Source organism: Frigoribacterium sp. MCBA15_019 (genome assembly GCF_001864945.1).
Classification (GTDB): Bacteria; Actinomycetota; Actinomycetes; order Actinomycetales; family Microbacteriaceae; genus Frigoribacterium.
Genome location: NZ_MJGS01000005.1, coordinates 89,155 through 110,663, shown reverse-complemented (window position 1 = coordinate 110,663; position 21,509 = coordinate 89,155). Strand labels below are relative to the sequence as shown.

Sequence of the window (21,509 nt, the reverse complement as noted above, 5' to 3'; positions counted from 1 at the left end):
TGCATCGTTCGAAACCGGGTGCGAAGTGGGGCGGGGGGGCAGAGCGGGCGGGGAGGCGCGGGGCGCGGAACGGGACCCGGACGGGCGCGACGGGAGGGACGGGGCGGCTAGCTGACGTGCACGTCGGGGCGGCGGCTGCGCGAGGGCTCGGCCCGGCGCAGCACCTCGCGGGTCACCGGCGCGACCTCGCCCACGCCGGTCAGGAAGAACCGTCCCATGTTCGACAGCGGGTTGCCCTCGGTCCACTCGAAGTAGATGTCGGGCACGACGCCGGTCTCGTCGCGGATCGCCAGCAGCACGCTGGCCACGGCGTTCGGCACGGCACCGCTCGTCGTGCGCAGCACCCGGTAGCCGTGCAGGGCATGCCCGGTCACGACGAGGTCTTCCTCGAAGTTCGACGAGTCGCCCTTGTGCACCTCGAGGAAGATGACCGGCGAGCGCTGGGGGATGCCGCTGTACTTGCGCTCGGCCGACAGCTTCTTCTTGTAGATCTCGGCGACCTCACGCCCCGGTTCGTGGGCGATGACGCGGATCGTGCCGTATTCGTCGGCGTCCTCTCGTACGTACGAGAGGGCGGTGTCGTCGAGGGTGACCGACGTCGCCCGCAGTTGGAACGAGCGCTGCACCCGCGAGACGAGCGACACGGCGATGATCCCGATGATGAAGATCGCGGCGATGCGCACGCCGTCGGGGCGTTCGACGACGTTGGTGACGGTCGTGTAGACGAACACGAGGGCGACGATCCCGAAGCCGATCGTGCGCTTGCGCTGGCGCGCCCGTCGCGCCGACAGCGTCACGGCCACGGAGGCGCTGGTGATCAACACGAGCACTCCCGTCGCGTAGGCCCCGCCCTGGGCGTCCACGTCCGCCTCGAACACGATGGTGATGATGAATGCGATCACCGTGAAGACCAGGACGAGGGGTCGGACGGCTCGGGCCCACTGCGGCGCCATGCCGTAGCGCGGCAGGTAGCGCGGCACGAGGTTGAGCAGCCCGGCCATGGCCGACGCTCCGGCGAACCACAGGATGCAGATGGTGCTGACGTCGTAGAGCGTCCCGAAGCCGTCGCCGAGGTACTGGTGCGCCAGGAACGCCAGGGCGCGACCGTTGGCCGACCCGCCGGCCTGGAACTCGGCCTGAGGGATCAGCAGGGTCGTGACGAAGCTCGACAGGATGAGGAACGAGCTCATGATGATCGCGGCCGTGGCGAGCAGGCGCCGGGCCCCACGGATGCGTCCGACCGGTTGGGCCGGGGTGTCGGTCGGGTCGCCGGTGATCTGCGGCATGACCGCCACCCCGGTCTCGAAGCCCGACAGGCCGAGGGCCAGCTTCGGGAAGACGATCAGGGCGATGCCGACCATGACGAAGGGGTTGCCGTGCTGCACCGTCAGGGCGTCCCACCAGTTGCCGATCACGACCGGGTTCTCGCCGATGTGGAAGAGCGAGACGGCGATGACGACGAGGTTGAGGGTCAGGAAGATCGCGACGAGCACGACCGCGATGCCGATCGCCTCGCGGAACCCACGCAGGAAGACGGCGGCGAGCAGTGCGACGAGCACGAGCGTCAGCGGCACCTCGGCCCCGTGGAACCAGGACGGCGCGAACGGGTTCTCGACCGCGTGCGCCGTGGCGTCGGCCGCCGACAGGGTGATGGTGATCATGAAGTCGGTGGCGGCGAAGCCGAGCAGCACGAGGACGAACAGCTTGCCGCCCCACCAGGGCAGCAGCCGCTCGAGCATCGCGATCGACCCCTCGCCACGAGGGCTCTCACGAGCGACGCGGCGGTAGACCGGCAAGGCGCCGAAGAGGGTCAGCAGCACGAGCACGATGGTCGCGAGCGGCGAGAGCAGGCCGGCCGCGACGGCCGCGATCGCCGGCTGATATCCGAGGGTCGAGAAGTAGTCGACGCCGGTCAGGCACATCACCCGCCACCACGAGTGGGTCTTCTCCGGGGTCTCGGCGTGCGGCCCCTGGTGGGTGCCCGCGGTCTCGGTGAGGCCGTGCAGCAGCCAGCTGCGCATCCGTCGTGTAGTCGCGTGCGGGGTAGGCGGTTCGACCCTGGCGGGTGACTCGGGCTGCGCGGTCACGGGTTCCTCTCGGACGTGCGGGGCGCACCGGCCGGGAGGCAGGCACGCGCCCTGTCACGTTAGGCCTCCCGCGCCTCCCGGTGGTGTCGTCCGGCGTTAGGAAACCGTCAGGATCTCGGCGGCGACCGCGGTCACGACCCCTGGACGGCCTGCGCGTCGGCGTCGGCGCCGGCGTCGGGCACGAAGCGGTAGCCCATGCCGAGCACCGTGACGAGGTGCCGGGGGGCGGCCGGCACGGGCTCGAGCTTCTTGCGGAGTTGGGCGAAGTAGAGCCTCAGGTAGCCGGTGTCCTTCGCGTGGAAGGGGCCCCAGACCTCGGTCAGGATGGTCTCGCGCGTGATCAGCTTGTCGGGGCTGTGCAGCAGCAGCTCGAGGATCTTCCACTCGGTCGGCGTCAGTCGCACCGACTCGCCGCCGGCGCCTCCGCCCACGCCCGCCCCCGCAGCGCCGCGGGCGCCAACCCGACGCACCACGGTCTTCGCCGAGAGGTCGACCTGAACGTCGCCGAAGGCCACCACGGGCTGTTCGTCGTCGGTGCCCGACGGCAAGCGGCGGGTCTGCGCCCGGATGCGGGCGAGCAGCTCGTCCATCGAGAAGGGCTTCGTGACGTAGTCGTCGGCTCCTGCGTCCAGGGCCTCGACCTTGTCGGCGGCGTCGGTGCGGCCCGACACGACGAGGATCGGCACGGTCGACCAACCACGCAGGCCGGCGATCACCTCGACCCCGTCGAGGTGCGGCATGCCGAGGTCGAGCATGACGAGGTCGGGGTGCTGCGTCGCCGCCAGGTCGAGCGCCTCGCGCCCGTCGCCGGCCGTGACGACGTCGTAGCCGCGCGCCCCGAGGGTCACCTTGAGCGCCCGAAGGATCTGCGGGTCGTCGTCGGCGATCAAGATCTTCACGGCACTCACGTGGCCGACCGTACCCGATCGTCCCCGGCCGCCCCCGCCGCCCCGGCCGCCCCGGCGGGCCCGGCCCCCGAAGGCCCGGCCACCGGCAGCCCGACCACCATGGTCAGTCCGCCGCCGGGTGTGTCGTCGAGCGCGAGCGTGCCGCCCATCGCCTCGACGAATCCCTTGCTCAGCGCCAGGCCGAGTCCGAGCCCCGTGCCGTTGTCGGTGTCGCCCAACCGCTGGAACGCGACCATGATCTCGTCGCGCCGTTCGACCGGGACGCCGGGGCCGCGGTCCACCACCCGCAGCTCGACGCGGTCGCCGAAGGCACTCGTCGAGATGCGGACGCTCGCGTCCGGCGGCGAGTGGCGCAGGGCGTTGTCGAGCAGGTTGACGACCACGCGCTGCAGCAGCACGGCGTCGGCCCGCACGGGCGGCACCGTCGCCCGCAGCGCCAACTCGACGTCGGCCGGCCCCAGGCCCAGCTCGTCGAGGGCACCCAGCACGACCTCGTCGAGGTCGACGTCCGCCGGCGTCACGGCGAGCGCCCCCGCCTGCACGCGGCTGACGTCGAGCAGGTCGGTGACGAGGGTCGAGAGCGAGTCGAGGCTCTCGTGGGCGGTGGAGAGCAGCTCGTCTCGGTCGGCGTCGCTCCAGGCGACGTCGGTCTGCCTCAGTCCGCTGACGGCGGCCGTCGCCGCGGCCAGCGGGCGGCGCAGGTCGTGGCCGACGGCGGCGAGCAGAGCGCTGCGCATGCGGTCGACCTCGGCGAGCGGGGCGACCTGGCCGGCGGCCCGGCTCAGCTCGGAGTGCTCGAGGGCCGCTTCGACCTGCGCCGCGACGACGTCCAGGAGGCGCCGGTCGGCTGCCTGCAGTCCGGGTCCGGTCAGCTCGAGGGTCGCGTCGGTGCCCGCGGCGATCGACGTGGTGGTCTCGGCCGGGGACCCGGCTGCGGGACGTCCGTCGTCGGCGAGCCGCGCCTCCCCGATCTCGACCCCGCCCTGGACGACGCGCACCCGGGTCATGCCCAGGGCCTCGCGGGTGCGGCCGATCAGTGCCTGCAGGGCGTCCTGGCCGCGCAGCACGCTGCCCGCGACGGTCGCGAGCAGCTCGGTCTCGGCGAGTGCCCGGGCGGCGGCGCGACTGCGGCGGGCGGCTTGGTCGACCACGTAGCTGACGATGGCGGCGTTGAGCACGTACAGCACGAGTGCGGCCAGGTGCAGCGGCTCGGCGATGGTCAGCTGGTAGATCGGCGCGATGAAGAAGAGGTCGAGCGTCACGCCCGAGAGCAGCGCCGCGAGCAGGGCCGGCCAGATGCCGCCCGTGACGGCGACCACCACGACCAGCAGCTGGAAGACCAGCACCGTGCCCGCGATGCCGTCCTCGGAGCGATGCCCGGCCAGGAGCCCGGTGAGCAGCGGCCCCGCCACGAGGGCGAGCACGAAGCCGGCGATCACTCGGCGCCGCGACAGGGCCCCGCCGAGTCGCGGCAGCACCCGGTCGCGACCGGCCGAGGCGTGGGTGACGATGTGCACGTCGATGCGACCGGACTCGCGGATCACGGTCGAGCCGATGCCGGGCCCGGTCAACGCCGCGGCCAGGCGCCCCCGCCGGCTGACGCCGATCACCAGCTGCGAGGCGTTCACCCCACGGGCGAAGTCGACGAGCGCGCGGGGCACGTCCGAGCCGACGACCTGGTGGTACGTGCCGCCGAGCTTCTCGACCAGGGCACGCTGCGCCGCCAGGGCTCCGGGCGCTCCCTGCCGCAGGCCGTCCTGGGCACTGACGTGCACGGCGACCAGCTCCCCTCCGGACGACCGTGCGGCGATGCGGGCGCCCCGGCGGATCAACGTCTCGCCCTCGGGTCCGCCGGTCAGGGCGACGACGACGCGCTCGCGGGCCTCCCACGTGCTGTCGATGCCGTGCTCGTCGCGGTAGGCCTTGAGCGCGCTGTCGACCTCGTCGGCCAGCCAGAGCAGCGCCAGCTCGCGGAGTGCCGTGAGGTTGCCCAGACGGAAGTAGTTCGAGAGCGCCGCGTCGACCCGGTCGGCCGGGTAGACGACGCCCTCCGCCAACCGGTCGCGCAGGGCCTGCGGGGCGAGGTCGACGAGTTCGACCTGGTCCGCCGCCCGCAGCACGGCGTCGGGGACGGTCTCGCGCTGGGTCGCCCCGGTGATGCGCTCGACCACGTCGGTGAGCGAGTCGACGTGCTGCACGTTGACGGTCGAGACGACGTCGATGCCGGCGAGCAGCAGGGCCTCGACGTCCTGCCAGCGCTTCTCGTGGGTGGAGCCGGGGGCGTTCGTGTGGGCGAGCTCGTCGACGAGCGCGAGCTGCGGGGCCCGCGCGAGCACCGCCTCCAGGTCCAGTTCGTCCAACGCGACGCCGCGGTGGACGACCGCCCGGCGAGGCACGACCTCGAGGTCGCCGACCAGTGCCGAGGTCGCGCGCCGCCCGTGCGTCTCGACGACGGCCACGACGACGTCGACGCCCTCCGCTCGCAGCCGTGCGCCCTCTTCGAGCATCGTGTACGTCTTGCCCACTCCGGGTGCCGCCCCCAGCAGCACCCGCAACCGCCCTCGCTTCATGGGCTCAGCCTGTCACTCCCGCGGACCTGACCGTGCCGGACGGGGACCACTCGCCGGGCACACGGGAACGCCCCGTGACCACGGGGGCCACGAGGCGTATGTCTCGAAAGGACCGGGCCCCCTCTGTGGTTCAGCTGGAGGGTCGCACCCGACGCGACCCTGCGCGATCTCACAGGGGGTTGTGTGCCTGGTGTCTTTCGAGGCCGTCCGACCCGAATCGGACTCTTGAAGGATACGCGATCTCGAGGCCGTTGCCCAATGGGCATGCAAATTCTCAGAAAGTTTCGGCACCATGGTCCGATGCAGCAGACCCCAGCGCGTGGCGACCTGACCCGGTTCGCGACGGAAGCGGTCGGCGGGCGCGACGAGAAGCGTCGGGCGACGAGCCGCGGGCTCGCCGACGCGGCCTTCCGCCTGGCGTCCGAGAAGGGTTTCGACGGCTTCGTCGTCGAAGACGTGACCGCTCTGGCCGGTTACTCGAGACGGACGTTCGCCAACCACTATTCGTGCAAGGAAGACGCCGTGGCGTCGGTGCTGCTCAACAAGGCGGGCGCGGCGGTCGACGCCTCCGACCTGTCGATGCTGGCGTCCTTCGACGGCACCGACATCGATCTGCTCGAACTCTTGCTGCTGTCGGCCGTCGACACCCAGCTCGTCGACTACATGATCAGCCTCCGCCACCTGCTGAGGACGCACGAGCCCCTGCTGCCCTACGTGCTCGCCGTCGGCGTCCCCATGACCGAGCGCATCGGCGACGTCATCGCGCTGGCCGTCGGCCCCTCGCGAGACACCCTGACCACGTCCCTGCTGATCCACTCGACCTGGGGTGCCGTCATCGCCGTCCTGCGCGGCGTCTACGACCCGTGGGCCGACGCGACGACCGACGACGAACGCGTCGAGGCCCTTCGCGCCTACTGGGTGACGACCTTCGACCGCTTCCGCACCGGCTTCGGCCCCGTGGCCTGAGTCGTGGTCGGCCCGGTCCCGGCAGGTGAATTACCGGCAGGCGGATTCTCGGTAGGCGAATCCCCGGCAGGCGAGGTGCCGACCGGCGAGGTCCTCGCCGGCGGGAACATGAACGCGGTCGTCCGACAGGGCGACACCGTCCTCCGTGTCGCCGGCCCCTGGACCCCCACCGTCCACCGCCACCTGCGGTACCTGTCCCGCGCGGGTGTGGAGGGCATCCCTCGGCCGTTGGGCATCGAGGGCGGTCGCGAACGACTGAGCTTCGTCGACGCCGACGTGCCCGTCTACCCGCTGCCCGACCACGTCTTCACCGACGAGGCCCTGGTCGAGGGCGCCCGACTGCTCCGCCGCCTGCACGACGCCAGCATCGGCTTCGGCCTCGACGGTGCCGTCTGGCAGGCCCCGGCGAAGGTGCCGTCCGAGGTGATCTGCCACAACGACTTCTCGCCGCACAACCTCGCCTACGACGCCGCAGGGCACGTCGTCGGCGCCATCGACTTCGACTTCGCCTCGCCCGGCCCGCGCCTGTGGGACCTCGCCTACTACGCCACCCGTGCGGTCCCCCTCACCGACCGCACGCCGCCGAACGCCCCCGGCATGGCCGACGCCGAGCGGCGGGTGCGGCTGCTCCTCGATGCCTACGGCAGCGCGGCGACCTGGGCCGACGTGCTGCGGGTCGCGATCATCCGGTTGCACGACCTCGCCGAGATGAGCCGCGACAAGGCGGTCGAGCTGGGCAACCCCCAGCTCGCCGACGACGCGGACGGGTACGAGCGCGAGGCCGCGTACCTGGCGACCCTGCGCCACTGACCCGCGCGCGCCTCCTGCGGTCGTCCGCGACGGCGTCGACCGCACCGCCCCGGGACGAGGAGGCGCGGTGCCGGTCGCGTCAGGCGAGCAGGTCCACGGCGAGGTACCCCGCGTAGCCGCCCGACGTGCGTCCGTCGCGACGCCCCGAGGTCAGCACCTCGCCGACGTCCGAGGCGACGAGGGTCGCCCCGGCGTCGCGCAGCCGGTCGACGAGGACGTTGTCCTCGTGCAGGTCGACCGGGGCGAACCCGCCGACGGCCCGGTACGACGAGGCCCGTACGCCGAGGTTGGCGCCGTGCACGTGGCCGTTCGGCCGCCCGGGCGTGTGCCGGGCGGTCCAGGCCGCGATCTGGCGCGGCGAGAGGTCGGCGAAGTCCGGGCGGACGGTGCCGATCACGACGTCGGCACCCGACGCCGCGCGGTCGAGCTGGTCGTCGATCCATCCCGGCGGCACGACCGAGTCGGCGTCGGTGCAGGCGAGCCACACCGCGTCGAGCGGCCGGTCGCCCGAGGGGACGCCGAGCTCGTCCAGGGCGACGTCGACTCCGACGGCCCGGGCGACGCCGACCCCGCGGGCCTCGATCTCGACGACGGCCACGCGAGGGTGCGCACGGGCGGCCGCGACCGTGCCGTCGGTGCAGGCGTCGGCCACGAGGACGACGACGACCCGCACCTCCGGACGGGTCCGGGCGGTGTGCCGTCGGGCCAGGTCGATGCCGTCGAGGGCGCGCGAGACGAGTTCCTCCTCGTCGTGCGCGGGGACGACCACCGCGACGGCCCGCACGGGGCGGGTCGGGCTCGTGCGCACGCGGGCGTCGCTCATCGCAGCCCCGTCCGCTCGGCGACCGACCGGGCGTCGCGCGAGAAGACGTCGAGCACGAAGTCGCCCTCGACGTGGTGCGAGACCCGGTGGAGGCGCGGGTCGGCCCCCAGCCGGGCGTGGACGTCGTCCGCGCTCTGCCGGAAGTCGCCCTCGGGCTGGGTCCAGTGGCAGGCCACGACGTCGCCGTCCTCGGCCAGGCCGTCGACGATCGCGTCCACGAGCCGCCCGAACGCGTCGGGGGCCAGGTAGTAGCCGACCTCGCTGAGCACGACGAGGTCGAAGGTGCCCGACGGGTAGTCGGCGGCGGCGTCGGCCTGCTCGACCGTGACGTGTGGCAGGTTCGCCAGCCGTTCGCGCGCGGCCTGCACGGCCACCGACGACACGTCGAGGGCCAGCAGACGGTCCGCCGCGGGGGCCAGGTCGCCGGTCAGCACGCCGATCGAGCAGCCCACCTCGAGCACGCGGCCGTAGCGCTCACGCGGCAGCGACGCCACGGTGAGGGCGCGCTTGCGGCGCTCGTACCAGCGCGTCGTGACCCGCCACGGGTCGGCGCGGCGGGCGTGCGTCCGGTCGAACGTGGCCTCGGTCGCCGGGCCCGCCGCCTCACCCGACGCCGCAGCGCCCGCGACCGGGCCGCCCGCGGCCGGGCCGCCCGACCCCGGCTCGGCCACCACGAACACCTCGCGCCCGCGGGCGAAGTGCCGTTCGAACACCGGGTGCAGCACGGGGGCGTCCTCGGGCGCGCCCGAGAGCGGTCGACGTTGCGAGACGTACGCCGCGAGGGCCGAGCGCTTTGCGGCGTCGGCGACGGCGTCCAGGGACGACAGGCGCAGCGCCGACCAGGGCACGTCGGGGTGGTCGGGCGACCCCCAGTGCCACAGCCAGATCGGGTACTCGAGCAGCGTCGTGGCGGCCTGGTCCGCCTCGGCCACCAGCTCGGCGGCGATCTCGCCGAGCACACGGTGGTCCCGGTGGCCGTCCCCGCGCCAGGGCGCCACGAGCAGGCCACCCGGTCCGGGCAGCAGGGGCCGCAGCCGCTCGGTGATCTCGGCACGGGCCTCGCGGACCGCTCCGTCGGCGATGCTCCACTGCACCAGCTCGACGTCGGGACCCAGCAGGTGGACCGCGATCCGCGCCTCCTCGGCCCTCGTCGCGACGAGGTCCTCGGCGCTCGTGGTCGAGCCGGGGTGCGAGGCGGCGCCGTCGGTGACCACGACGACCGTGACCGGGACGCCGCGGGCGGCCGCGTCGGCGATCAGCCCGCCGGCGCCGAGGGTCTCGTCGTCGGGGTGGGCGGCCAGCACGACCAGACGTGACACCGCGGACGGGTCGACGGTGCCGTCGAGCGACGGCAGGGCGAGGAGGCGCGGGTCGGCCTCCCAGGTCTCGACCGGGGTGCCCGGCGCGCGACCGTCGAAGCTCACCACGTGGGGAGCCCGTCGCGGACGGCGTCGCGGAGCACCGTCTGACCCAGCGACGCGTCGTCGCGTTCGCCGTGGTGCTGACGGAGGTAGAGCTCGAGGTCGGCGACGCGCTTGGCGTGGTCGGCGTCGGTGGCCAGCGGCGCGGGGCCGAGCGCACGGGACGCCCGGGCCAGCACCTCGTCGCAGGCGTGCGCGACCGTCCCGCGGACGCGCTTGGCCAGCAGCCGGCCCGCCTCACCGGTCGCCTCACCGGCGTCGACGAGGTCGGCGGCCTCGACCAGCGCCCGGCGGGCGTCGGCCAGCCGCGTGTCGACGAGGCCGAGGGCCTGCAGGAGGTGCGGGTCGGCCGGGCGCTCCGGCGCGCGCGACGAGGCGGTCACCGCCGCGGCGAGCAGCGTGCGCGCCACCCCGACCGCGCCGCCGTACCAGCACGCCGCGACGCCGATGCCGCCCCACGAGAAGCCGGGACGCTCGAGGTACCAGCCGGGAGCACCGACCTCGTGCGCCTCGACGTCGTCGAAGTCGACCGGGCCGGACGGGATCTCGACCAGGCCCCGGGCGTGCCACGCGTCGGCCGTGACGGTGACGCCCTGCTGACGGAGGTCGACGGAGAACAGCCGACGCTCGTCGCCGACCCAGGCGGTGACCAGGGCGCCGTCGACCGTGCCCGCGAGCGAGCACCAGGGCTTCGTGCCCGTCAGCGACCAGGCCCCGGATGCGGCGGGTGCGCCGGGGCGGCGTGCGCCCTCGAGGCGGACGCCGGGGCCCTCGGCGGCGAACACGCCCCAGGTGAAGGAGTCGTCGGTGCGGGCGCGGGCGGGCAGCGCGGAGCCCGCGCCGTCGTCCTCATCGGGCAGGGTCTCGGGGGACGTCGCGGCGACGTCCTCGGCGTGCTGGTCGAGGATGGCGAGCGCGTCGAGGTGCGGCTCGACGGCCCGTGCCGCACCGAGGTCGTGCGCGGCGAGCGTGGCCAGGGCCTGCCAGAGGTCGGCCGTCGATCCGAGTCCGGGCAGGGCGCCGTGTCGACCGAGCTCGACGGCGAGGTCGAGGGCCTCGTCGACCGTCGGCGCCTGGCCGGATCGCAGCTGGTCGACGGCGAGAGCGGTCGCGGTCCCGACGACGGGACCCGCGCCTCCCAGGGTGACCGGGACGACGGTCCCGGCGGGGCGCGCAGGCGCAGGAGTGCTCATGTTCCCGACGGTAGTCGGTCGCCCGGCCTCACGCGGGGCCTTGACACCGAGCTGGCGACAGGTGTCGTCCACGCGTCGGGTGTCGTCGCGGCGGCGGATGTCGTCGCCGCGGCAGGACTCAGAACTCGTCGGCGTCCAGGGGGATGCCGTCGGTGGGATCGCTTGTCTGGGGTTCGACGCGGCGCAGCCGATGGATGCGGGCCTCGATGTCGTCGACCAGGTGGTCGTCGTCGATCTCGGCCTCGTCGGTCTGCTCTTCGGAGACGAGCATCTGGCTCGCCGGGCCGAGCAGGATCTGGAATCGCTGGTGGACGCCACCACGGTCCATGCCCGGCAGGTCGACCATGTCGGACTTGTTCTGCAGGGCCAGTGCTCGCGCGTACTCGACGACGGCCGCCGCGATCTCGTCGCCGGTGACCAGGTACTCGTCGGCGTAGTGGATGCGTTTCACCGGTGGTTCTCCCTGCAGTCGAGACGACTCGTCGTCACCGGTCACGTTACGCCGCAGGCGTCTGGGAGAGCACCGCCCCGGGGGACGTCGGGGTGCCCGGGAGCGGGCAGAAGAAAAGCCACCCCGGAACATCTCTGGCGAGAGAGAGAACCGACGTGGCTTTCCGCGGAGCCGGTGGGATTTGAACCCACGGTTCCCACAAAGGGAACTCCACCTTAGCAGGGTGGTGCACTAGGCCGAACTATGCGACGGCTCCATGCGGCTCGCGAGCGAACGCGCAGGGACCAGCATAGCGGCCCGAGAGCCAGATGCCGAAACCGGGCCGGGGGCCGGTCCGACGTCGGGCGCAGAGGGGCGTGCACAGAACCACCCGTGCCCCACCCGCTCTGGGGGGCGTGATCGGCTTGTCGGCATTTGTGCCGACACATAGAGTACCCCTGACGCCGACGACGGCCGAGGGGCAGTGGCTCGACAGCACGAGCCCGTTCACCCTTGCCGAACACGCCCCCCGACAGTCGTCGCGTCACGTGCCCCACCATCGAGCGCCGCACCCGAACGGCTGCGTCCGAGGGGCTCGCCGCCGGCATCGACGCCGGCCTCCACACCCCCCACGGTGCCGCACCCCTGATCCCGGCATCGCGGGGTTCTCATGCGTGCCGGTTCGGGCCGCCGCTTGAGGTCACCGGTCGTCCCGGCGAGCTGGTTACTCGCCGGGACGACTTCTCGGCCGTGCGCCTAGTTCGAGCCGAACGCGACCGAGCAGGTCTGGTCGGCCGCCGTCTGACCCGTGAGCCCCTCGATGACCTCGGTCGTCGGCGGCGTGGTCGCCGCTCCTGCGCCCGGGTCGGTGGGGGCCGCCGTGTCGACCGGTGCGGCCGTCTCGGCCGGCGCGGCCGGGGCCTGGCTCGCCGCCGATCCGTCACCCGTGGCGGTGCTCTCGGAGCCGATGCCGGTGCTGCCCTCGGGGATCGAGAACGGAACGTCGTTCTTGATCGCGTCGAAGAGCTGCGTCGCCACGGCCTTGTCGGGCTGCACCTTGCCCTCGTAGACGCCCGAGCCACCGGTCGTGCCGGGGTACTGGACGAAGTTGACGGAGTCGAGCGGCAGGTCTCGCAGCGCGAGGCCGATCTGCACCATGGTGTCGATCTTCGTCAACTGGTCGGACAGGGTCATGTTGCTGGCCGCGGCACGGGCCAGCGAGTAGAGCTTCGTGGGGTTGCTGAGGGTGTCGCCGCTCTTCACCGTCCGCAGCAGCGACGAGAGGTAGACCTGCTGGCTGCTGATGCGGCCGAGGTCGGACCCGTCACCCACGCCGTGGCGGGTGCGCAGGAAGGCCAGGGCGTCGGCCCCGGACAGCACGGACTCGCCCGCCGGGATGTCGAGACCCGTGTAGCGGTCCTTGATGGGGGTCGCGGCACAGACCGGCACACCGCCGATGGCGTTCGACATCTCGATGACGCCGTTGAACGAGATCATGCCGGCGAAGGGGATGTCGAGACCGGTCAGGCTCGACACGGTCGAGGCGACGCAGCTCAGCCCGCCGTACGAGTAGGCCTCGTTGATCGGCCGGGCCGACATCGCCGAGTAGTACCCCGACCCGTCCTCTTTCGCACACGACGGGATGGGCACGACCATGTCGCGCGGGATGCTGACGGCCGTCGCGTTGCTGTGGTCGGCCGAGACGTGCAGCAGGATGTTGACGTCGTTCAGGGTGGCATCGCGTTCGCCGAAGGCACCCTGGTCTTGGCCGGCGTCGTTGTCCGTCCCGACGACGAGGATGTTGAAGCCGCCCTCGTACTCGCTGATCGACGGGGGCGCGGGCTTGGTCGTCTCGCCCTGGGCCGCCTGCAGTTCGACACCCGTGCCGAGGTCGCTGCGCACCTGGTAGGCCGCGATCGCACCGACCGAGGCTCCGCTGACGAGCAGCACGGCCACGGAGGCGGCGACCACCTTCGTGACGGCCCGCACCGGGCCTCCGCTCTTCAGCCGACCGTGACGGGCGACTCCCGTCGTCGCCGGGGTGGCACGGCGACCGAAGGCGGTCCCCTCGGGTCGGGCGGCTCGGCGGCCACGGCCGGATCGGTCGCGAAGGTCGCTCACGCGGTGTCCTCTCGGTCATCGAAGGCACTGGCCGCTCGCTCGGACTCGAGAGAACTCGTGGATCGAGCGGGCGGACGTGCACCGTTCGGTGTACGGGCAGAAGGAGAGTCTACGCAGACGGTCCTGGACCGCCCCCGGGGACTCAGCCGACCTTGCGGTTGGCGACGAGCTGCACGGCGTACGACGCGAACCACTGGCCGGCCGCCGGTCCGGCGTTGCACTGTCCGTCGCTGGCCCCGGGCGTCTTGATCCAGAGCAGGGCGTCCAGCTTCGTCGAGCCGGTCTGGACGGACGGTGCCGACCCCAGGCCTGCGCCGGGGGCGTTGCACCACGTGCCCTTCCAACCGCGACCGTTGCGTGACGTGTCGATCACGTAGCGCGCGCCTCCTGAAGCCTGCGACACCTTCTCGGCGTACGCCCGCTCGGACTCGACCGGGTAGTAGTTCGAGACGTTGGTCGCGAAGCCCCGGGCCCGGTCGACGCCCGCGGCCTTGAGCCGTGCGGCCATGGTCTGCGGCGGCACCCAGTTCGAGTTGCCGGCGTCGATGTAGGCGGGAACCCCGGCGTCGGCGAGCGCCGCCACGGCCGCGGCGATGGTGGCCTCGCGTCCGTTCGTCTGGGTGGGGCAGTTGCTGATCAGGGCGAGGGCGTCGGGTTCGACGATCACGGCGGCCCGGTGGCCGGCCAGGCGCGAGGCGACGAGCTGGTTCCAGCGGAGGTAGGCCGCGTTGTCGGCGGAGCCGCCGGCCGAGTGGCTGCCGCAGTCGCGGTTGGGGATGTTGTACGTGACGAAGACGGGGGTCGTGCCCTTCTTCTCGGCGGCGGCGACGGTGACGTCGATCTTCTGCACGAGCTGCGCGTCGGTGAACCAGCCGCCGAGCCACGTGGCGACGGACTGCTGGGCGATCGTGCGGGCGGCCGATGCCTCGGCGGTGCGTCCCTGCGACGTGAGCGTCGTCGCGGCGCGGGCGGCCTCGCCGTTCGTGTCGACGAACAGGCCGCCCTTGTAGAGGGTCGCGCTGCTCGCGGTGCGGATGGTCTGCGGGGTCGTCGTGGCGGTCGTGCGGGGTGCCGACGCCGACGTCGACGTCGAGGTCGGGGTCGAGGTCGGGGTGGGCCCGGCGGCGTGGGCGGCGGCCGGGGTGGCCGCGAGGCCGGCCACGAGGGCGACGGCGGCGCCGATGACGAGGGCGGCGCGGGACGTCGGGGTGATGTGGGTCATGGGTGTGGGTCCTGGGGTGTCGGAGGCCCGGGCGGTGTTCGGCCCACCCGGGGTGCCGACCGCTGCGGGGCCGCAGAGGGAGGCTCGAACAGTGCAACACGGGGGCGTCGTCGCGTTCAGTCCCTGTTCGGGGGGACGGGGCGTTCCCCTTCGGGGGTCACTTGCCACCGCGCACCGTCGCCGGGACGGCCCTCGCGGCGGCCCTCGAGGCGACCGACCTGGGACACTGGACCGGCGGTCGCGGACGCTCCCGCACGCACCAGGCCCCGGAGGACCACATGAACGGCGAGACCAACCGAGACGCGTGGCGGGACTCGGTCGAGACCTGGCTCAAGGGCGACGAGCGCAACGACGTCTTCGACGGCTACCTCGACTGGTACGGCGCTCCCGTCATCGCCGACACCGACGACTGGACCCGCGACTTCTACGTGCTCCCGGCCGTCGGCTCGGACGTGCTCCACAAACACGCGGGCTTCGTCGACGGCGACTCCGCCGTCTCGGTCGACGACACCACCTGGCGCGAGCTCAGCACCCTGATCGGCGAGGCCTTCGCCACCTACGCCGCCGCCAAGGCCTAACCCCGTCCACCTCAGGAGGCGCGGGCCGGTTTCCGGCCTCGCCTCACCTGGCGGAGGGCGTGGGATTTTAACCCCGCGGCGCGCCAGCGATGCGTCCGCCCGGTCGGCGCCCTCCAGGGCGCGGTGCGGAACGCGCAACTCGTCTGGCGGAGGGCGTGGGATTCGAACCCACGAGACATCTCTGCCCACTTGTTTTCAAGACAAGCTCCATCGGCCGCTCGGACAGCCCTCCCGGTGGCCTGGCGAGCTACGCCGCCACGATGTGGACAAAACGCCACGTTTTATCGTGGCGTCGTGTTCATCTCGTGGCGGGATGCGCACCGGCAACCGGGGCCGAGTCTAGCGGACACCCCCGGCCACGTGCCGGGGCGAACAGCCGGCTCAGAGTGTCGCGAGCACCTCGGCGAGCCCGTCGTCCAGGTCGCTCGACGTCTGCTCGTTGGCCACGGCGGCGACGTCGTCGGGCGCCTGGCCCATGGCGACCCCGCGCCCCTCGCCGGCGGCCCAGCGCAGCATGTCGATGTCGTTGCGCCCGTCACCCGCGGCCAGCACCTGCGACCGCGGCACGTCGAGCCACTGCCGCACACGCTCGAGGGCGGTCGCCTTCGTGACACCGTCGGGGGCGATGTCGAGCCAGGCCGTCCAGCCGACGTTGTAGTTGACGTGCTGCAGGCCCATGCGCTCGACGGCGGTGAGGAAGTCCTCGGTGTCGTGGTCGGGCGAGACGACGACCACGCGCGTCGCCGGCCGGCCGACGAGGTCGTCGAACTCGACCTTCTCGGCGTTCAGCGCCGCGGCCGCGGCGGGGAACGACCCGCAGTACCGCAGCAGGCCCTCTTGGTCTTCGACGGCGTAACCGGCCCCGGCGTCGGCCAGGGCCTCGCGGATCGTGGACAGCACCTGGGTCGGGTCGAACTCTTCCACGTGCACTCGGCGGTACCCCGTCGGGGCCGACTCGTCACGTCCCAGGGTGATCGCGCCGTTCGCGCAGACGACGTAGTCCGAGACGAGACCGAGGCGCTCCATGACGGGCAACGTCATCGACACCGACCGCCCGGTCGCGATCATGACCTGGTGACCCTGGTCGTGGAGGCGCGTGATCTCGCCCAGGACGGCCTCGGAGATCGTGCCGTCCTCGGGCATGATCGTGCCGTCGACGTCGAGTGCGACGAGCCACCGGTCGGCGGCGGCCACGGGCTCGTCGTCGGGCCGGGGTGCGGCGGCGGCCTGGCTCATGCGACCGGCTCGATGATCTCGAGGCCGCCGAGGTAGCCGCGCAGCGCCTCGGGCACGACCACCGAACCGTCGGCCTGCTGGTGCGTCTCGAGGATCGCGACGAGCCACCGCGTGGTCGCCAGGGTGCCGTTCAGCGTGGCCACCGGCGCGGTCTTGCCGCTCTCGGTGCGGTACCGGGTGTCGAGGCGACGGGCCTGGAAGGTGGTGCAGTTCGACGTGCTGCTGAGCTCTCGGTAGGTGCCCTGCGTCGGTACCCAGGCCTCGATGTCGAACTTGCGCGCGGCGCTCGAGCCGAGGTCGCCGGCCGCGACGTCGATCACGCGGTAGGTGAGGCCGAGGGCCTGCAGCATGGCCTCTTGGAAGCCCACGAGCGCGTCGTGCTCGGCCTCGGCCTGGTCGGGGTGCACGTAGCTGAACATCTCGAGCTTGTTAAACTGGTGCACGCGCAGGATGCCCCGGTTGTCCTTGCCGGCGGCCCCGGCCTCGCGGCGGTAGCAGGTCGACCAGCCGGCGTAGCGGATCGGGCCCGCCTCGACGTCGAGGATCTCGTCGGAGTGGTACCCGGCGAGCGCGACCTCGCTCGTGCCGGTCAGGTAGAGGTCGTCGGCGGGCAGGTGGTAGACCTCGTCGGCGTGCGACCCCAGGAACCCGGTGCCCGCCATGACCTCGGGCCGCACGAGCGTGGGGGTGATCAGCGGCGTGAAGTCGTTCTTCAGCGCGAGGTCGAGGGCCATGTTCATCAGGCCGAGCTCGAGGCGCGCACCGATGCCGCGCAGGAAGTAGAAGCGCGAGCCCGACACCTTCGTGCCGCGCTTGATGTCGATCGCGCCGAGCTTCTCGCCGAGGTCGGCGTGGTCGAGCGGCTCGAAATCGAAGGAGGGGCGGGTGCCGTGCTCACGGAGCGTCACGAAGTTCTCTTCGCCGCCCGAGGGCACGCCGTCGATGATCAGGTTGCCGATGCCGCGCGCGGCCGTGTCGAAGGCCGCATCGGCCTCGTTCGAGGCGACCTGCGCCTCCTTCACGCGGGCGGCCAGCTGCTGCGCCTGCGCGACGAGCGCCTTCTTCTCGTCTTTCGGCGCCTTGGCGACGGTCTTGCCGAAGGCGTTCTGCTCGGCGCGCAGGTCTTCGAAAGCCGCGATCGCGGCGCGGCGGGCCTGGTCGGCCGCCACGGCGTCGTCGACCAGCGATTCGGAGTCGCCCCGGGCCCGCTGGCTCAGCTTGACGAGGTCGGGGGATTCACGGAGCAACTGGGGATCGATCACCCGCCCATCCTAGGCAACGGCACCTGCCCGGCCGACGTTCTGCACAGAGCCTTCGTCTTCTCGTTACCTCACGGAGGTGCGTCCAATACGCTCGCCCCATGACCGCCACCTCCCCCTCCCCCGCCGAGCACGCCTCGGCGCCCGAGCCCGAGACGGCTCGCCAGACCGCCGCGGTCGTCTACAACCCGATCAAGGTCGACCTCGACGCGATCAAGACGGCCGTCCAGCGCCACGAGTTCTCGAACGGCTGGGGCCCCACGGCGTTCTACGAGACCAGCAAAGAAGACCCGGGCGGCGAGGTGACCAAGCAGGCCCTCGCCGAGGGCGTCGACATGGTGATCGCCGCCGGTGGCGACGGCACCGTGCGTGCGGTCGCCGAGGCCCTCCAGGGCACCGACGCCTCCCTCGCCCTGCTGCCCTCGGGCACGGGCAACCTGCTGGCCCGCAACCTCGAGCTCTCGCTCGACAATCTCGACGACTCGATCGCGACGGCGTTCAGCGGTCGCGACCGCGACATCGACCTCGGCGTCGTCGACATCGAGCGTGAGGACGGCTCCCGCGAGACCAAGGCGTTCGTCGTCATGGCGGGCGTGGGCCTCGACGCCAAGATGCTCGCGAACACCAACGACGAGCTGAAGAAGCGCGTCGGCTGGCTCGCCTACGTCGACGCCATCGCCCGGGCCCTGCGCGACGACAACCGGATCGACGTCCGCTACGAGCTCGACGACCAGGGCCGCAAGTCGATGCGCGCCCACACGATCATCGTCGGCAACTGCGGGCTGCTGCCGGCGAACATCATGCTGCTGCCCGACGCCGCGATCGACGACGGCATCTTCGACATCGTCGCCCTGCGCCCCGAGGGGTTCTTCGGCTGGGTGCAGATCTGGGTCAAGATCGTGTGGGAGAACGGCATCCTGCGCCGCACGCACGTCGGTCGCCGGATCCTCGCCGCGAACAGCCGCGAGGTGCGCACGCTGCGCTACAACAAGGGCAAGAAGCTCGTCGTGCGCCTCGACTCCCCCCAGGACTTCGAGATCGACGGCGACTCGGTCGGCAAGGCCGTCGCCCTGCGCGCGGTCGTCGACCCGGGCGGCCTGACCGTCCGCGTGCCGGCCGACTCCTAATCAGCGCGCGCCGCTGATCAGTGCAGGCCGCTGATCAACGTCGGCTGTCGATCAGCGCAGGCCGCTGATCAACCCGCTCAACCAGTCGCGGGCCTCGACGAAGGCCTCGTCGTCGTACCGCGGCGAGACCTCGGCCGGGGCACCGTCGGCGCGCGGGTACGACCCAAGGAACATCACGCTTGGGCTGAACCGCTTGAGCCCGAGCAGGGCGTCCGCGACGCGCTCGTCGAGCACGTGCCCCTCGAGGTCGATCACGAACCGGTAGCGCCCGAGGGCATCGCCGATCGGCCGTGACTGGATCAGGCTGAGGTTGATGCCGCGGGTCGCGAACTGCTCGAGCATGTCGACCAGCGCGCCCGAGCCGTCGGTCGGCAGCTCGACGATCAGGCTCGTCTTGTCGGCGCCGGTCGCGGGCGGCACGGGCACCGTGCGGCTGACCAGCACGAAGCGCGTGACGGCCTGGTCGTTGTCGCCGATGTCGCGGGCGAGCACCTCGAGGTCGTGGTGGTCGGTGATGCCGGGAGGCGCGACCGCGGCGTCCGCCGAGCCTCCGACCCCGCCCTCCTCGAGCAGCGACGCGGCGGCGGCCACGTTCGACGACGCCGGCAGGTGCCCGTGGCCGGGCAGGGCGCGCTCGAGCCAGCGGTGGGTCTGCGCGTAGGCGACCGGGTGCGCGTTGACGACCCGCACCTCCTCGATGCGGGTGCCCGGCCGGGCGACGAGCACGAAGTTGACGCGCACCAGGTACTCGCCGACGATGCGGAGGCCCGGAACGGTGGCGAGGGCGTCCTGGGTCGCGCTGACGCCGCCCTCGACGCTGTTCTCGATGGCGATCATCGCGGCCGTGCTGACGCCCGAGACGACGTCGGCCAGGGCCTCTCCGACGTTGTTGACGCTCTTCCAGGTGGCTCCGACGGCCTCGGGCACCTGCTTGAGTGCCGCCTCGGTGAAGGTGCCCGCGGGCCCGAGGTAGCTGTAGGTCGTCGAGGAGGCGCGGGTCGGCATGACGAGGAGCCTACTGAGAGCCGCCCCGGCACCGCGACGAAGGTCGGCGCCGGGTGCCAGGATGTCCCCATGACCGACCGTGCCGGAACCCCCGCAGAAGCCAGCGACCTGATCGACCCCGAAGAGGTCTCGGCCGCGTACTACGAGCTCGTCCCCGACGTCAGCAAGGTCGAGCAGAAGGTCGTCTTCGGCACCTCGGGCCACCGCGGCTCCTCGCTCGACGCGGCGTTCAACGAGACCCACATCGCCGCCATCACACAGGCGATCGTCGAGTACCGGGCAGGCCAGGGCATCACCGGCCCGCTGTTCATCGGGCGCGACACCCACATCCTCAGCGGCCCGGCCGAGCGCACCGCGGTCGAGGTGCTCACCGGCAACGACGTGAAGGTGCTGGCCGACGCCGAGGGCGGCTACGTGCCGACGCCGGCGCTCAGCCACGCGATCCTGGTCTACAACAACGACCCGGCGAACACCGACAAGGCCGACGGCATCGTCGTCACCCCCAGCCACAACCCGCCCCGCGACGGCGGCTTCAAGTACAACCCGCCGCACGGCGGCCCGGCGGACAGCGACGCCACGAACTGGATCGCGAACCGTGCCAACGAGATCATCGCCGCCGGCAACGTCGACGTGAAGCGCGGCGTCGGCACGCCCGGCCGCCACGACTTCCTGCGCGGCTACGTGGGCGACCTCGTCAACATCATCGACATCGACGCGATCAAGAAGGCCGGCGTGAAGATCGGCGCCGACCCGCTCGGTGGCGCGAGCGTCGAGTACTGGGGCGCGATCCGCGACGTCTACGGCCTCGACCTCACCGTCACGAACCCCGGCGTCGACCCGACCTGGCGCTTCATGACGCTCGACTGGGACGGCAAGATCCGCATGGACCCGTCGAGCCCCTCGGCCATGGCCAGCGTCGTCCACCGCAAGGACGAGTTCGACGTGCTGACCGGCAACGACGCCGACGCCGACCGTCACGGCATCGTGACGCCCGACGGCGGCCTGATGAACCCGAACCACTACCTCGCGGTCGCCATCGACTACCTCTACACGCACCGCCCCGAGTGGCGCGACGACGCCGCGATCGGCAAGACCCTCGTCTCGTCGAGCATCATCGACAAGGTCGCCGAGTCGCACGGGCGTCGCCTGTGGGAGGTCCCGGTCGGGTTCAAGTGGTTCGTTCCCGGCCTGGTCGACGGCTCGGTCGCGTTCGGCGGCGAAGAGAGCGCCGGGGCGTCGTTCCTCCGCAAGGACGGCACCGTCTGGACGACCGACAAGGACGGCATCCTGCTGGCCCTGCTCGCGAGCGAGATCATCGCCGTCACGGGCAAGACGCCCTCGCAGCTCTACGCCGAGCTCGTCGAGAAGTACGGCGACCCGGTCTACCAGCGGGTCGACGCGGCGGCGACGAAAGAGCAGAAGACGCGTCTGGGCAAGCTCGACGGCGACGCCATCGAGGCGACAGAGCTCGCCGGTGACCGCATCACGGCGAAGCTCAGCAAGGCTCCGGGCAACGACGCGGCCGTCGGCGGCGTCAAGGTGGTCACCGACAAGGCCTGGTTCGCGGCCCGCCCGAGCGGCACCGAGGACGTCTACAAGATCTACGCCGAGTCGTTCGAGGGCCCCGAGCACCTCGCCCGCGTCCAGGCCGAGGCCAAGACGATCGTCGACGCCGCGCTCGGCGCCTGACCGACGGCCCACACCCCAGGAAGTCGCCGAGACCCCCACCCGCGAGTGGGGGTCTCGGCGACTT

Annotated in this window: 17 protein-coding genes and 2 tRNA genes; 5 read left to right on the top strand and 14 right to left on the bottom strand. The window is 72.3% G+C overall.

What is annotated here, in order from left to right; genetic code table 11:
- Positions 1–107: 107 nt before the first annotated feature.
- The 3 genes from BIV04_RS08210 to BIV04_RS08200 form a co-directional block, all read right to left on the bottom strand.
- On the bottom strand, positions 108–2,087 hold the full coding sequence (locus BIV04_RS08210) for an amino acid transporter (RefSeq protein ID WP_369825303.1): 1,980 nt from the start codon (positions 2,085–2,087) through the stop codon (positions 108–110).
- Between the two features lie 131 nt (positions 2,088–2,218).
- Positions 2,219–2,986, bottom strand: a complete 768-nt coding sequence (locus BIV04_RS08205) for a response regulator (protein WP_071255821.1) — start codon at positions 2,984–2,986, stop codon at positions 2,219–2,221.
- A gap of 5 nt (positions 2,987–2,991) precedes the next feature.
- Positions 2,992–5,565 carry an ATP-binding protein gene (locus BIV04_RS08200; RefSeq protein ID WP_071255720.1) on the bottom strand — a complete coding sequence of 858 codons (2,574 nt, stop codon included), beginning with the start codon at positions 5,563–5,565 and terminating at the stop codon, positions 2,992–2,994.
- Positions 5,566–5,865: 300 nt separating this feature from the next.
- Here BIV04_RS08200 and BIV04_RS08195 point away from each other — a divergent pair, with 300 nt between their 5' ends.
- Positions 5,866–6,531 (top strand): TetR family transcriptional regulator, encoded by a 666-nt coding sequence (locus tag BIV04_RS08195; protein ID WP_071255719.1) that lies wholly within the window; start codon positions 5,866–5,868, stop codon positions 6,529–6,531.
- A gap of 75 nt (positions 6,532–6,606) precedes the next feature.
- A complete protein-coding gene (locus tag BIV04_RS08190) occupies positions 6,607–7,341 on the top strand; it encodes a phosphotransferase (protein WP_255364216.1) in 735 nt (244 codons plus the stop codon).
- Positions 7,342–7,420: 79 nt separating this feature from the next.
- On the opposite strand, the gene BIV04_RS08185 is transcribed toward BIV04_RS08190, so the two are convergent.
- The 7 genes from BIV04_RS08185 to BIV04_RS08155 all read right to left on the bottom strand — a co-directional run bounded on the left by BIV04_RS08185 (position 7,421) and on the right by BIV04_RS08155 (position 14,551).
- Positions 7,421–8,164 carry a glycosyltransferase family 2 protein gene (locus BIV04_RS08185; RefSeq protein WP_071255718.1) on the bottom strand — a complete coding sequence of 248 codons (744 nt, stop codon included), beginning with the start codon at positions 8,162–8,164 and terminating at the stop codon, positions 7,421–7,423.
- Positions 8,161–9,591 (bottom strand): PIG-L family deacetylase, encoded by a 1,431-nt coding sequence (locus BIV04_RS08180; RefSeq protein ID WP_071255717.1) that lies wholly within the window; start codon positions 9,589–9,591, stop codon positions 8,161–8,163. Before BIV04_RS08180 ends, BIV04_RS08185 begins: the two co-directional genes overlap by 4 nt.
- Positions 9,585–10,778, bottom strand: a complete 1,194-nt coding sequence (locus tag BIV04_RS08175; RefSeq protein ID WP_143048618.1) for an acyl-CoA dehydrogenase family protein — start codon at positions 10,776–10,778, stop codon at positions 9,585–9,587. Before BIV04_RS08175 ends, BIV04_RS08180 begins: the two co-directional genes overlap by 7 nt.
- Before the next feature lie 118 nt (positions 10,779–10,896).
- On the bottom strand, positions 10,897–11,229 hold the full coding sequence (locus BIV04_RS08170) for a hypothetical protein (protein ID WP_071255715.1): 333 nt from the start codon (positions 11,227–11,229) through the stop codon (positions 10,897–10,899).
- A 166-nt stretch (positions 11,230–11,395) separates the two neighbouring features.
- Positions 11,396–11,485, bottom strand: a tRNA-Ser gene (locus BIV04_RS08165).
- Between the two features lie 479 nt (positions 11,486–11,964).
- Positions 11,965–13,329: an LCP family protein gene (locus tag BIV04_RS08160; protein ID WP_071255714.1), complete on the bottom strand. Its 1,365-nt coding sequence runs from the start codon at positions 13,327–13,329 to the stop codon at positions 11,965–11,967.
- A 142-nt stretch (positions 13,330–13,471) separates the two neighbouring features.
- On the bottom strand, positions 13,472–14,551 hold the full coding sequence (locus BIV04_RS08155) for a glycoside hydrolase family 6 protein (RefSeq protein ID WP_071255713.1): 1,080 nt from the start codon (positions 14,549–14,551) through the stop codon (positions 13,472–13,474).
- Between the two features lie 161 nt (positions 14,552–14,712).
- Between BIV04_RS08155 and BIV04_RS08150 the strand changes: the two genes are divergently transcribed.
- Positions 14,713–15,129 (top strand): hypothetical protein, encoded by a 417-nt coding sequence (locus tag BIV04_RS08150; protein WP_071255712.1) that lies wholly within the window; start codon positions 14,713–14,715, stop codon positions 15,127–15,129.
- Positions 15,130–15,273: 144 nt separating this feature from the next.
- On the opposite strand, the gene BIV04_RS08145 is transcribed toward BIV04_RS08150, so the two are convergent.
- The 3 genes from BIV04_RS08145 to serS all read right to left on the bottom strand — a co-directional run bounded on the left by BIV04_RS08145 (position 15,274) and on the right by serS (position 17,627).
- Positions 15,274–15,361, bottom strand: a tRNA-Ser gene (locus BIV04_RS08145).
- Positions 15,362–15,510: 149 nt separating this feature from the next.
- On the bottom strand, positions 15,511–16,365 hold the full coding sequence (locus BIV04_RS08140) for an HAD family hydrolase (RefSeq protein ID WP_177174794.1): 855 nt from the start codon (positions 16,363–16,365) through the stop codon (positions 15,511–15,513).
- On the bottom strand, positions 16,362–17,627 hold the full coding sequence (gene serS / locus BIV04_RS08135; protein ID WP_071255711.1) for a serine--tRNA ligase: 1,266 nt from the start codon (positions 17,625–17,627) through the stop codon (positions 16,362–16,364). Before serS ends, BIV04_RS08140 begins: the two co-directional genes overlap by 4 nt.
- Before the next feature lie 98 nt (positions 17,628–17,725).
- On the opposite strand from serS, the gene BIV04_RS08130 reads away from it, so the two are divergent.
- Positions 17,726–18,751 (top strand): diacylglycerol kinase family protein, encoded by a 1,026-nt coding sequence (locus BIV04_RS08130; RefSeq protein ID WP_071255710.1) that lies wholly within the window; start codon positions 17,726–17,728, stop codon positions 18,749–18,751.
- A 51-nt stretch (positions 18,752–18,802) separates the two neighbouring features.
- Here the strand turns inward: BIV04_RS08130 and pheA are convergent, their stop codons facing one another.
- Positions 18,803–19,756, bottom strand: coding sequence for a prephenate dehydratase (pheA, locus tag BIV04_RS08125; protein ID WP_071255708.1), 954 nt, complete (start codon positions 19,754–19,756; stop codon positions 18,803–18,805).
- Positions 19,757–19,825: 69 nt separating this feature from the next.
- Here pheA and pgm point away from each other — a divergent pair, with 69 nt between their 5' ends.
- Complete coding sequence (gene pgm / locus BIV04_RS08120; protein ID WP_071255707.1) at positions 19,826–21,445, top strand: phosphoglucomutase (alpha-D-glucose-1,6-bisphosphate-dependent); 1,620 nt, start codon at positions 19,826–19,828, stop codon at positions 21,443–21,445.
- The last annotated feature ends 64 nt before the right edge of the window (positions 21,446–21,509 follow it).

Excerpts from the sequence above, each read along its gene's own strand:
- pgm (WP_071255707.1), top strand. The coding sequence starts at position 19,826 with ATGACCGACCGTGCCGGAACCCCCGCAGAAGCCAGCGACCTGATCGAC.
- BIV04_RS08175 (WP_143048618.1), bottom strand. The coding sequence starts at position 10,778 with ATGAGCACTCCTGCGCCTGCGCGCCCCGCCGGGACCGTCGTCCCGGTC.
- pheA (WP_071255708.1), bottom strand. The coding sequence starts at position 19,756 with ATGCCGACCCGCGCCTCCTCGACGACCTACAGCTACCTCGGGCCCGCG.
- BIV04_RS08155 (WP_071255713.1), bottom strand. The coding sequence starts at position 14,551 with ATGACCCACATCACCCCGACGTCCCGCGCCGCCCTCGTCATCGGCGCC.
- BIV04_RS08200 (WP_071255720.1), bottom strand. The coding sequence starts at position 5,565 with ATGAAGCGAGGGCGGTTGCGGGTGCTGCTGGGGGCGGCACCCGGAGTG.
- BIV04_RS08195 (WP_071255719.1), top strand. The coding sequence starts at position 5,866 with ATGCAGCAGACCCCAGCGCGTGGCGACCTGACCCGGTTCGCGACGGAA.
- BIV04_RS08185 (WP_071255718.1), bottom strand. The coding sequence starts at position 8,164 with ATGAGCGACGCCCGCGTGCGCACGAGCCCGACCCGCCCCGTGCGGGCC.
- BIV04_RS08130 (WP_071255710.1), top strand. The coding sequence starts at position 17,726 with ATGACCGCCACCTCCCCCTCCCCCGCCGAGCACGCCTCGGCGCCCGAG.
- BIV04_RS08140 (WP_177174794.1), bottom strand. The coding sequence starts at position 16,365 with ATGAGCCAGGCCGCCGCCGCACCCCGGCCCGACGACGAGCCCGTGGCC.